The organism is Ruegeria sp. H7 (genome assembly GCF_056532945.1).
In genome coordinates, this window is sequence record NZ_JBQFNZ010000008.1 from 194,439 (window position 1) to 205,658 (window position 11,220).

General features: G+C 57.0%; 8 protein-coding genes, 2 tRNA genes and 1 rRNA gene. 2 read left to right on the plus strand and 9 right to left on the minus strand.

What is annotated here, in order from left to right:
- Positions 1 to 5 precede the first annotated feature (5 nt).
- The 7 genes from ACR0AC_RS17465 to ACR0AC_RS17495 form a co-directional block, all read right to left on the minus strand.
- Positions 6 to 1,895, minus strand: coding sequence for an acyl-CoA synthetase (locus tag ACR0AC_RS17465; RefSeq protein WP_170455014.1), 1,890 nt, complete (start codon positions 1,893 to 1,895; stop codon positions 6 to 8).
- 160 nt (positions 1,896 to 2,055) lie between these two features.
- Positions 2,056 to 3,876, minus strand: a complete 1,821-nt coding sequence (locus tag ACR0AC_RS17470; RefSeq protein WP_480875105.1) for an ABC transporter transmembrane domain-containing protein — start codon at positions 3,874 to 3,876, stop codon at positions 2,056 to 2,058.
- 131 nt (positions 3,877 to 4,007) lie between these two features.
- Positions 4,008 to 4,081: transfer RNA gene (locus ACR0AC_RS17475), tRNA-Gly, on the minus strand.
- Positions 4,082 to 4,183: 102 nt separating this feature from the next.
- Positions 4,184 to 5,206 (minus strand): adenylate/guanylate cyclase domain-containing protein, encoded by a 1,023-nt coding sequence (locus ACR0AC_RS17480; protein WP_170455018.1) that lies wholly within the window; start codon positions 5,204 to 5,206, stop codon positions 4,184 to 4,186.
- Positions 5,203 to 5,568, minus strand: a complete 366-nt coding sequence (locus ACR0AC_RS17485) for a group I truncated hemoglobin (protein ID WP_480875108.1) — start codon at positions 5,566 to 5,568, stop codon at positions 5,203 to 5,205. The genes ACR0AC_RS17480 and ACR0AC_RS17485 overlap by 4 nt, the downstream gene beginning before the upstream one ends.
- A gap of 115 nt (positions 5,569 to 5,683) precedes the next feature.
- Entirely contained in the window at positions 5,684 to 6,514 is an 831-nt protein-coding gene (locus ACR0AC_RS17490) for a class I SAM-dependent methyltransferase (protein ID WP_480875111.1), read from the minus strand.
- A gap of 72 nt (positions 6,515 to 6,586) precedes the next feature.
- A complete protein-coding gene (locus tag ACR0AC_RS17495) occupies positions 6,587 to 7,426 on the minus strand; it encodes an alpha/beta fold hydrolase (RefSeq protein ID WP_480875114.1) in 840 nt (279 codons plus the stop codon).
- Positions 7,427 to 7,685: 259 nt separating this feature from the next.
- On the opposite strand from ACR0AC_RS17495, the gene ACR0AC_RS17500 reads away from it, so the two are divergent.
- On the plus strand, positions 7,686 to 9,917 hold the full coding sequence (locus tag ACR0AC_RS17500; RefSeq protein WP_480875117.1) for an ATP-binding protein: 2,232 nt from the start codon (positions 7,686 to 7,688) through the stop codon (positions 9,915 to 9,917).
- Positions 9,910 to 10,623 (plus strand): response regulator, encoded by a 714-nt coding sequence (locus ACR0AC_RS17505; protein WP_480875121.1) that lies wholly within the window; start codon positions 9,910 to 9,912, stop codon positions 10,621 to 10,623. Before ACR0AC_RS17500 ends, ACR0AC_RS17505 begins: the two co-directional genes overlap by 8 nt.
- Before the next feature lie 395 nt (positions 10,624 to 11,018).
- On the opposite strand, the gene ACR0AC_RS17510 is transcribed toward ACR0AC_RS17505, so the two are convergent.
- Together ACR0AC_RS17510 and rrf are read right to left on the minus strand one after the other, a co-directional pair.
- A tRNA-Met gene (locus ACR0AC_RS17510) sits at positions 11,019 to 11,095 on the minus strand.
- Between the two features lie 48 nt (positions 11,096 to 11,143).
- Positions 11,144 to 11,220, minus strand: a 5S ribosomal RNA gene (rrf, locus tag ACR0AC_RS17515); the annotation flags it as partial.

The following is an 11,220-nucleotide window of genomic DNA, read 5'->3' on the forward strand; positions in this document are numbered from 1 at the left end:
CCCGGTCAGGCAGCCCACTCCCATGGCCGGGTGAACGACCCCAGCACTTTGCTGACATCGTCCTCTGACGCGCCGTTCGCGTCAAGCTGCGCGACTAGGCCGCGTTTCTTATCGTCAATGACCGAGACCACGCGCGCATCGACGCCTGCCGTTTCCAACGCACCGTTGTAGATCCGGGTAATGGCATGTTTGCGCAGATCAGGCTTGAACACCTTGCCGACGGCAGTTTTGGGCAGTTCCGACAGGATGGTCATATGCTTGGGCTGTGCCGCGCGTTCGTGGACATGCACCTTGCAGAACTCCATCAGAGCCTCTTCGGTGACCGAGGCCCCCTCGACCAGTTCGACAAAGGCGCAAGGCACTTCGCCCGCATGCGCATCGGGTTGGCCGATGGCACCGGCAAAGGCAACGGCTTCGTGACCCAACAGCGCCTCTTCGATCTCGGCCGGGTCGATATTGTGACCGCCACGGATGATCAGATCCTTGGCACGACCGGTAATCCACAGATAACCGTCCTCGTCAAAACGACCCAGGTCGCCTGTACGCAGGTATTTGTCATAGTGGTACAGGTTCACGTTCTTGTCGGCTTCGGTATAGGTGTTGCCCGCAAAGACGCCCGGGTTTGAAATACAGATTTCTCCGATCTCATCCGCTGCACATTCCTTGGGTCCATCGGGGCCGTCCTGCAGTATTTTTACATCCGTGTACGGGAACGGGATACCGATCGAGCCGATCTTTTTCTCGCCATCCACGGGGTTACAGGACACCAGACAGGTGGCTTCAGTCAGGCCATAGCCTTCCACAATGGTAACGCCGGTGGCTTCCTCGAACCGGCGGAACAGTTCAACCGGCAGCGGCGCCGAGCCCGAGAAGGCGGTTTTGACCGAAGAAATATCCGCATCTACCGGGCGCTGCATCTTGGCCGAGATTGCCGTGGGCACCGTGATGATGAAGCTGACCTTCCAACGCTCGATCAGTTTCCAGAAATTGTCGAATACGCCATCGCCACGATACCCTTGCGGTGTCGGGAAGATTACATGAGCGCCAGATGAAACGGCCGCCATCATGATGACGTGGACGGCAAAGACGTGGAACATGGGCAGCGGGCACATGATGACGTCAGTTTCATCGAACAGCAGCGTATGACCCAACCAGCCATTGTAGACGAGGCCGGAATACTTGTGCTGTGCCACCTTGGGCATACCTGTCGTACCGCCGGTGTGGAAATAGCAAGCGACGCGGTCTTCCTTGCTGTCCTCAAAGGTCAGCGTCTTCGGTTGTTTGGCCAGCTCTTTGTTGAAGTTCTTGTAATCCGCATGGGCCAGCTTTTCCTTGTCGCCCATCTTCGGACGCAACAGAGGAACAATCCACGATTTGGGCGGCGTCAGATAGCGGTTCAGGTCGATTTCCAGAATGGTATTGACCTTGGGCGCGTGTCGAACGGCCTCTTCCACCTTTTGCGCCACATCCGTTTTCGGGAATGACTTCAGCGTCACGACGACCTTGGCACCCGTCTCACGCAGAATCGCTGCGATTTGCTCGGGCTCCAGCAGTGGGTTGATCGGGTTCACGATCCCAGCTACGGCACCGCCCATCATGGTCACCAGGGTCTCGTTACAGTTGGGCAGCACATAAGCCACCACATCCTTTTCCCCAACTCCAAGCGAGCGGAACAGGTTCGCCGCCTGATTGACCTGTCCCAGAAGGTCCGACCACGTCAGCGTTTCGGCCTTGTCATTGGGGCCTGAAAATATTTGGAAACTGACTGCGTTGTGATTTGGAAATTTCCCGGCTGTCCGTGACAGCAATTGATGAAACGTAACCGGCAGGTCACGATCCTCCCACGGCATTTCCTGTTCAACACGCGTTTTGTCTTCCAGCCCAACAAAGGCCATGTGGCTCCTCCCGTCTTATAATCTCCCGCGCGCCACACGCGGTTATGATCCGTCCTAAGATGGGATCACAACCTTGCCGACGCAAGCAAGCGCTTAGCGACGAAAATGCTCAAAATGTAGAATGACGCTGCGGCGGAACCGGGAATTTCGGTACGTCACTTCATTCCGCAGCGACCCCGTCGGTGAATTGCAGCCGCGCCAGACGGGCATACAGGCCATCCTGTGCCACCAGATCGTCATGGGTGCCCTGCGCAACGATACGCCCGGCCTCCAACACAACAATCCGGTCTGCCTTTTTCACGGTTGCCAGACGGTGCGCCACGATCAGCGTCGTGCGCCCCGCCCGCATCTGATCCACCGCACCCTGCACCGCGCGTTCGCTTTCCGCATCCAGGGCCGAGGTCGCCTCGTCCAGCAGCAGAACCGGCGCGTCGCGCAGAATAGCGCGGGCGATGGCGATGCGCTGTTTCTGACCGCCCGACAACATCACGCCCCGCTCGCCCACAAAACTGTCATAGCCTTCGGGCAAAGCCGCAATGAACTCATGCGCGGCAGCGGCCCGCGCGGCAGCCTCGACCTCGGCATCCGAGGCGTCCAGACGGCCGAACCGAATGTTTTCGCGCGCCGAGGCGGCGAAGATCACCGGATCCTGCGGGACCAGCGCCATATGCGTCCGAAACTCTGCCCGATCCAGATCCTGCAGGTCTGCGCCATCGATCAGAACACGCCCTGCATTTGGATCGTAGAACCGTTGGATCAACTGGATCACGGTGGTCTTGCCCGCGCCCGAGGGGCCCACAAATGCAACTGTCTCCCCCGGTTTCACCTGCAAGGACAGATTGTCCAGCGCAACCACATCCGGCCTTGCGGGATAGCGGAAGCTAACATCCTCAAACCGGATCTCACCGCGAACAGGCAAAGGCAGCGACTTGGGCTGCGCCGGGTCGGTCACCGTGTCTTCCGCGTGCAGCAATTCGACCAGACGCTCGGTCGCGCCAGCGGCGCGCTGCAGTTCGCTCCAGATTTCGGACAGGGCGGCAACCGAGCCTGCCATGATGATCGAGTAAATCACGAACTGGATCAGAACGCCCTCGGTCATGACCCCGTTTCGTACGTCATTGGCCCCCATCCACAGCACCCCGACGATGCCCGAGAAGACCAGAAAGATGACGATGACTGTCAGTACCGCGCGGGTCTGAATGCGCCGCAGCGAGACGACATAGGACGTCTCGGTCATCTGATCGAACTGCGCGCGGCTGGCCTGTTCGTGGGTGAAGGCCTGAACCGTCTGGACCGCGCCCAAGGCCTCACCCGCATTGCCCGAGGACGCGGCGATCCAGTCCTGATTCTCGCGGCTGATTGCCCGTAAGCGGCGGCCCAGAACCAGGATTGGAACAATGACCACCGGGATCAGCAACAGAACCAGCCCGGTCAGCTTGGCCGAGGTCAAAAGCATCAGCACCAGACCACCGACAAACATCAGCAAGTTGCGCAGGGCAATCGAGACGGACGAGCCCAGCACCGACTGAATCAGAGTCGTGTCGGTGGTGATCCGGCTGAGCACTTCGCCGGTCATGATGCGTTCGTAAAACTCGGGGCTCATGCCGATGACGCGGTCAAAGACGGCCTTGCGGATGTCGGCCACCACCCTTTCACCCAGGCGTGTGACCAGCGCGTATCGGATACCTGTTCCAACCGCCAGAATGCCCGCAATAACCAGTGCCGCCAGAAAATACCAATCCAGCAGTTCGCCATCCTGAATGCGGAAATTGTCCACCACGCGGCGCACCGCCAAAGGCAGGGTCAGCGTCATGCTCGCCGTCAGAATCAAGGCCAGAGTCGCACCGAGCATCAACAGCTTGTAAGGCCGCATAAACGGCCAGAGCGCCCGCAGCACGCCGATTTTCTTGGAGGTCGCGCGTTCCTCGCTGGCCCCGGGTGCCGGTGCGGTCGGTTGACTGGTTTCAGTCCGTCTTGCCATGTGGGGCCCTTGTTTCCTGAACTTTGCTGGGTCCATGCTTCTTGGCGGCAGCGGCATCCGGGGTCAAGCAGGACCCAGTTGATTGCTGGTCCGACAGGGCCATTTGACGCAGAAATTTAAGGGGAAACAACTGGAGCGGGTAGACGGAATCGAACCGACATAGCCTGCTTGGAAGGCAGGGGCTTTACCATTAAGCTATACCCGCTCACGGTTTGGCTTTCCTATGTGAAGGTCAAGTGGGCGTCAAGAGCGATCTCGCCCCAGTATGCGTTGGTCTGATTTTGGGGTTTTGCCAGATGCTGTGACATCAGCTTTTGTCGGCCAGACGCCAGACCTCCTGCTCATCAAATCCACGGATTGCCTTGGACCCCATTGGCTCGAGGTCGAATTGATCTTTGAGAATATCCGCGACCTCATCCTGAACCGTGATCTGCATCGGATCCGAGAATTCCTGAAGCCGTGAAGCCAGATTAACGGCGGGGCCGAAGATGTCGTAGACATATTTCTGAATACCCACCACGGACCCAACGACAGACCCTGACGCCAACCCGATGCGGCACCGCCACTGATGCGGATGGCTGAGGTTGCGGCGGTTCAGGTAGCGCACAAACCGAATGGCCGTGTTGGCAATCGCCTTGGCATGATCCGGCGTCGGATCAGGCAGGCCCGCCACGGTAATATAGGCATCCCCGATTGTCTTGATGCGCTCGCAACCAAATTGCTCACCAATGCGATCAAACGCACTGTAGATGTCGTTCAGTTCCGTAACGGTAACGCTGGGTTCTTGCGCGGCGACCATTTCAGTGAACCCGACGAAATCCAGCATCAGGACGGATACCGGATCGTATAGCTGCGGCGTGACGACGCCGAAGGTTTTGTATTCTTCGTAAACCGACCGTGGCATCAGGTTGAGCAGCAGCTTTTCGACCTGCTCTTTTTCGCGCTTCAACTCGCGAGTGTTGCGCTCGACCATCATCGAATAGGAATCGATCATGGATTCCAGCTCTTTGATGCGGGTGATATTCTGGCAGACCAGAACTAGCACGTCATCATGCGCCACCGTGAAGTCGAGCGCGATGACCAGCGTTCGGCGCTTTTTCTTGAAACTGATCTCGGACGTATGCCGCCCGGTCTCATGCAGGCTTTGCTGCACCGCGCTAGTATCGAGATCAGGAAAAAGCTGTTGCAGTTGATCCGACGGGGTGTCGCCGCTGAACCATTCGTCAAACGTGTCGTTTCGAAAACCGAACTGCAGTGTCTGGCGGTCGAGCAGGGCAACGCCCACGCCAATGGCGCGAAGCAGTTGTTCGTTTATGGCTGCAATAGTCATGGCTTACCTACAATCAGAGGGCGCCGTTTCGCGAATTCGGCGACAACGGCCGCAATATCTTCTGTAGCCACGTTGTGTTTTTGCAAAGCGTCTTGCAACACCGTTTCCAGTTCATCGAAATGCGCATTCGTGATTTCAAGGTGAGAATGCAGCTGGCGAAGCTGGTTGTCTGTGTAGGACTCCGGACCGCCCAGCAGCGAGGCAATGAATTTGGTCTGATGATCGACCATCTTGGTCATGTCCACATGATCGAAGAAGGGGCCAACCTCATCATTGTCCAAAAGCGTGTCGTAGAATGAGATCACGATCTTGCTGATCTTCGAGAACCCGCCGTATTTCTCGTAAAGTGTGCGTTCAGCCATTTCGAAACCCCTTTTGACAAACCGATAAAGAAACGCGACCCAGATGCCTTGGTCGCCAAGTCTCAACGCCCTTGGATGCAAAACCGCAAGAGCGTTGAGTTACCGTGTCACACCGTCAGCGACGCTGGGCGATGACCTCGGCATATTCGGACGAGATGCACAGGGAACCGTTGGTCGAGATGTCGAACTTTTCGATCAGCGCCATAAGGTCGGCCTGCAATGCCGCCTGCCCCGTTTCGTCCAGCGCATCAAAGGCCTTTTGCATGGGGCCATAGAACGTCCGGAAGTATTCCAGGAAATGCTCGGCCGAGCGGTAGCGGAACATAAAGTTCTTGCGCCGGAAGGAAATAACCTCGCACTTGTCTCCAAAGGTGTCCTCGACCCAGTCCTGTTTGCCCCACATCGCGGGGGAGTTCACGCCAGCGGGCGGCGGCACATGCTTGCCGATGGTCTTGAACAGTTGGCCGATAAAGCTTTCGGGTGTCCAGTTCGCCATGCCGATCTTGCCGCCGGGTTTGACCACGCGCTGAAGTTCGGCCGCGGATTGCTGTTGATTGGGCGTGAACATCACCCCGAAGGTGGACACAACCGCGTCGAACGACTGATCCGCAAAGGGCAGGTTTTCCGCATCCGCCACCTCGTAGGTCACGAACAGGCCCTCTGCCTTTGCGCGTTGGCTGCTGGCCTCCAACAGGGCCTCGACATAGTCGGTCGAGGTCACGTCGCAAAAGCGCCGCGCAAAGGCCAGAGTGGCATTGCCATTCCCGGCCGCGACATCCAGCACCTTGGCGCTTGGGGTCATGTCCATGGCCTCGGCAAGCTCTTCGCCGGTGATTTGAAGGGTGACGCCAACCTTGCTGTAATCTCCAGATCCCCAGGCAACGTTTTGCTTGGCCTTGATTGCCGTAAAGTCTGTTGTAGAGGCGATAGCTGTTTGAATACCCATGATTTTGTTCCTTTTGATGGTATGCTGGCCTGACACCAGCGGGTTTTGAAAATTCGCATCGTCACATGCGGGTTAAGCAGCTTTCCGATCCGGCCAGCTGATATTCATGACGGGCCGTTCCGCACTGGCCACGTGCTCAAGAATTCTTGGGTTGACCCAGTCGGGCTGAAAGACCGGTGCCATATGGCCCAGCTCTGGCAGCAGCGCGATCCGTGCGTTGGGCAGGGCCTTGGCGATCGCAACCGACGTGTGCTGAGCGATTTCCGGAGATTCCAGACCGGTCATGACCAGCGTCGGAACTTCGATCCCGGCCAAATCCTTCAATGTCCAGGTCTCGGCAAACCCATTGGCAAAGTCGGTCATGATGGACGCGATCATCCCGCTGAACCGATCTTGCGCAGGCGCTGGAAGCGCATCCCAGAACCCCTTTTGATTCCAGAAATCCAGGAAATGACGCATACCCGCAGCGGGATTGCCGTCTGCTGCCGACGCCGTCACCATGGCCGCAACCAGTTGAATTTGCCGAAACAGGTCTTTGCTGTCTTCAGTCCCATGCTTGAGGAAATGAAAGGCGGCGGGTTCGTAAACCGTAAGGCTTTTCACCAGATCCGGGCGCATCAGCGCGATCTTGATCGCGATACCGCCACCGTTGGAATGCCCAACCAGATGGACAGGGCGACCCATCGCTTCGATTTCGCGGATGACCGGCATGGCGGAAACGGCCGCACCGGTCTGGGACGCGTCACCTGTAAGGGGCGCTTGGCCATAGCCGGGCAGATCAACGGCGTGAACCGAAAAGCGGCCGTCCAGATCCGCTGCCAGCGGCCCCCATTGCCCGCCGTTAGAAGCAGAAGAATGCAACGCGACAATAGGAGCGTTGGTGAGTTCAGAAGTGTTAAATGAAATAGTCATCGTACTTACCCAATTGCGTTTGTGATGGGCAATAACTGACCTTTCATTGTTTCAATGTGATTTCTGAATGCGGCGCAAAGTGTTTCAGTTGTTGCTTGGTGAAGTGGTTCACACAACTGGCTATCCGGTTCGAAAACAACCAGCTTTCGGGCTGAAGCTGGCGCGGCGGGGCGCGCTGTGAAACAATTGAAACACAAGAGGCCGATTTTGAAATGGCACTGAAACAATGGTATCTTAGAAAATCAGGATGACGATGGGCATGGCGAACAATCTTGAAGAGATTGAGAAGGCACGAGACCTTCTTCGCGACGCCATTGAATCGCTCAAGGAAGGGTTCGCCCTTTATGATGACGACCGTCGCCTTGTGATGTTCAACCAACGCTATGCCGAAATGAACAAGGGGGTTGCCGATCTGTTGGAGCCCGGTCTGGATTGGGAAATCCTCATGCGTGAGACCGCGCGCCGGGGGATCTACGCTGACGCCATCGGCAACGAACAGCAATGGGTTTCTGACAGGCTGGTCAACGGCATCGAGTTCATTCAGGATTTTGAACTGACCGAAACGGATGGGCGCACCTATCTGGTCTCGGTCCATCCCACCAAGCTGGGTGGCTTTGTCGTCACCCGCGAGGACATTACCGACCGCAAACAGGCCGAGGTGGAAGAACGCGACGGCGATCTTCTGATCCGACAGGTTCTGGATGCCAGTTCGGCAGTGGTGACAATGGCCCGGATTGGCGATGGGCAGATCCTGTATCGCACACCAGCGGCCCTGCAGATGTTCGGGCCGTCCAGATCTGCGCGAGAGCACTATCTGAACCCCGAAGAGCGCGCGGATTTTATTACTCTGCTGTTGGCTGACGGTCAGGTCGAAGATTACAAGCTCGATCTGGTGAATGCGCAGGGAAGGACATTTCCGGCGTCCATTTCTTCGCAATTGATCGACTACAAGGGCGAAGAGGTCATCGTCACCAGCATCATCGATCTGACTGTTCAGAAAGAAGCCGACGCCCTGATCCGCCAGGTGATGGAGGCCTACCCGGCCGCTATCAACATGACGCATGCCGACACTGGCGAGGTTCTATTTGCCACGCCGGAAATCAAGGCGCTGTTTGGTGACAACAAAAGTTCCAAATCCTACTACGCAGACCCCGAAGAACGGGATCGCTATTTAAAGGACCTTCGACAAGCAGGTGCGCTGAAAGACCGGCGCATGGAATTTGTGGATGCAAAGGGGCGCAAGTTCTGGGGCGCGGATTCTTCGCGCCTTATTGAGTTCAACGGCGAAGAAGTCATCGTTTCCAACACCCGCGATCTGACGGACGAACTGGCAATCGAAGCAGAGCTTGAAAAACAGCGAGAGCTGCTGTTCCAGAACGAAAAGATGTCCGCTTTGGGTGAGCTGCTGGCAGGCGTCGCGCATGAACTGAACAACCCGCTGTCAGTTGTTGTGGGCCACTCGCTGATGCTGAAAGAAGAGATTACGGACCCCGACCTGACCGCCCGGATCGAAAAAATCGGCAGTGCCGCGGAACGCTGCGCCAAGATCGTGAAGACTTTTCTAGCGATGGCACGCCAGCAGCCCAGCAAGATCGAACAGGTCGATGTACCCGGTATGATCGAAACCGCCGCAGATGTTGCGGGCTATGGCAGCACCTCGGGCGAGATCAGCATCACACGCAACCTGCCCGCCGATTTGCCGCCGATTGCCGGGGACGCCGATCAACTGACGCAGGTCATCCTGAACCTGATATTCAATGCAGAACAGGCCATGACTTCCAGCGGTGTTGGCGACCGGATCACCCTGTCGGCGGCGGCCAATCCCGGCGCAGGAATGGTCGAGGTGACGGTCGAAGACAACGGCCCCGGAATTCCCAAATCCATCCGCCCCCGCATTTTTGAGCCCTTCTTCACAACAAAAGAGGTTGGCGACGGAACCGGGATCGGGTTGGCCTTTTGCCACCGGATCGTGCTGTCTCATGGCGGGCAGATCAGGCTTGATCAAACTGTCCTGTCGGGCACCTGTTTTCGGATCACGCTGCCTGTTGCGGTGTCCAACACAGATGAGGCTGATGAACCGCACGACCCAGTCCCGACCGTGGCTCAACACCGCGTGTTGGTGGTGGATGACGAGGTCGAGGTGGGCGAGTTGAATGCTGAAATTCTCAGGAGAGAAGGCTTTCACGTCGATTTCGTCTCATCTGGCGAAGAGGCGCTGAACCGCCTGCAATCCGCCGCTTATGACGTTTTCCTGAGCGATCTGAACATGCCTGACGTAGATGGCCGTAAGATATACGAGGCGCTGGTGTCCCGCTTCCCCGACATGCTGCCCAGAACCGCATATATCACCGGCGACACGATGGGCGAAAGCTCCTTGGGGTTGTTGCAGGACTCCGGCCTGCCCTATCTGGAAAAACCGGTCTCGCCGACTGAGCTCAGAACACTTGTCGGGAAGCTGATTGCCGACCGGAAGGACGAAGCAGATGGATAATCAAAAAACCCATATCCTGGTTTGCGATGATGAAATCGACGTGCGCGAAATGCTGCAGGAATACCTCAGCAAACGCGGCTACCAGGTGTCGGCGGCATCCGGAGGCGAAGAACTTCGGGCAATTGCTGCCGCTGAACCCGTGGACGTCATGATCATGGACATCAATATGCCGAAAGAAGACGGCCTTTCGATCCTGAGGTCCCTTCGCCCCGAGAATACAACTCCGGTGATCATGCTAACCGCAGCAGGCGACGTGGTGGATCGCATCATCGGCCTTGAAATGGGTGCCGACGACTATCTGGGCAAACCCGTTGACCTGCGTGAACTGGAAGCCCGGATCAAGGCCATCCTGCGGCGCGGTTCGATGAATGACAGCGCGTCTTCTGTAAAACCCGGTGAAGACTACGCGCTGTTTGGAGATTACACTTTGGATAAAGAGGCCGCAAAGCTTCTCGCCGCGGATGGGACCGAGGTTCAACTCACGGCGATGGAGTACAATCTGCTCAAGGTCTTTGCGGAAAACAAAGGGCGTGTCTTGAACCGGGATCAGCTGCTGGAACAGGCCCATGACCGCAGCTGGGACCCTTTCGACCGAAGCATCGACATCAGAATCTCAAGATTACGCCGCAAGCTGGAGGCCAATCCCGAAAAGCCTGAAATCATCAGAACCGTTAGGGGAATTGGCTATTTATATGATCCCAAGTGATTGGCGGTTCTTGGGGGCTGTGCGCAAGTTGCATTACATGGCACCATTTATGTCGATCGCGCAAGCGCTTTAAACCCCGAATTCTAGTGTAACTTACCCGTCGACTGGTTAGGCGCGGCTTCAAAGTATTGCCAGAGGTGAACGGCGTACGGAAAGACTATTCCGGGAGGAACAGGTTCAACCTGTGCGCTCTGAAGCGGCTCGTCTGGCACTGCGTTCGACTGTAATGGTTTCGGGCGTAGGAATTGCACCTTTGACTATCAGGTCATGGTTTGAAGGAACCGTGGCTGCAGTGGGGCCGCGAAAGCCCTGATAACGACGAGGTGAAGACGTTAAGCAATTGATCCAGTGGATCAATAGTAGTCTGAACGGGCTGGGTTGGGGTTTTCTGACACTGGTTGCGGGAGCAGGATTTGAACCTGCGACCTTCAGGTTATGAGCCTGACGAGCTACCGGGCTGCTCCATCCCGCGTCAGAGTCAGATTTGTTTCATCGTAAGAGAGATATGGGCTTTTACTAGGTTTGGCGGTGACCTACTCTCCCGGGGCTTAAGCCCAAGTACCATTGGCGCGGCAGTGCTTAACTTCCGGGTTCGGT

Excerpts from the sequence above, each read along its gene's own strand:
- ACR0AC_RS17465 (WP_170455014.1), bottom strand. The coding sequence starts at position 1,895 with ATGGCCTTTGTTGGGCTGGAAGACAAAACGCGTGTTGAACAGGAAATG.
- ACR0AC_RS17470 (WP_480875105.1), bottom strand. The coding sequence starts at position 3,876 with ATGGCAAGACGGACTGAAACCAGTCAACCGACCGCACCGGCACCCGGG.
- ACR0AC_RS17480 (WP_170455018.1), bottom strand. The coding sequence starts at position 5,206 with ATGACTATTGCAGCCATAAACGAACAACTGCTTCGCGCCATTGGCGTG.
- ACR0AC_RS17485 (WP_480875108.1), bottom strand. The coding sequence starts at position 5,568 with ATGGCTGAACGCACACTTTACGAGAAATACGGCGGGTTCTCGAAGATC.
- ACR0AC_RS17490 (WP_480875111.1), bottom strand. The coding sequence starts at position 6,514 with ATGGGTATTCAAACAGCTATCGCCTCTACAACAGACTTTACGGCAATC.
- ACR0AC_RS17495 (WP_480875114.1), bottom strand. The coding sequence starts at position 7,426 with ATGACTATTTCATTTAACACTTCTGAACTCACCAACGCTCCTATTGTC.
- ACR0AC_RS17500 (WP_480875117.1), top strand. The coding sequence starts at position 7,686 with ATGGCGAACAATCTTGAAGAGATTGAGAAGGCACGAGACCTTCTTCGC.
- ACR0AC_RS17505 (WP_480875121.1), top strand. The coding sequence starts at position 9,910 with ATGGATAATCAAAAAACCCATATCCTGGTTTGCGATGATGAAATCGAC.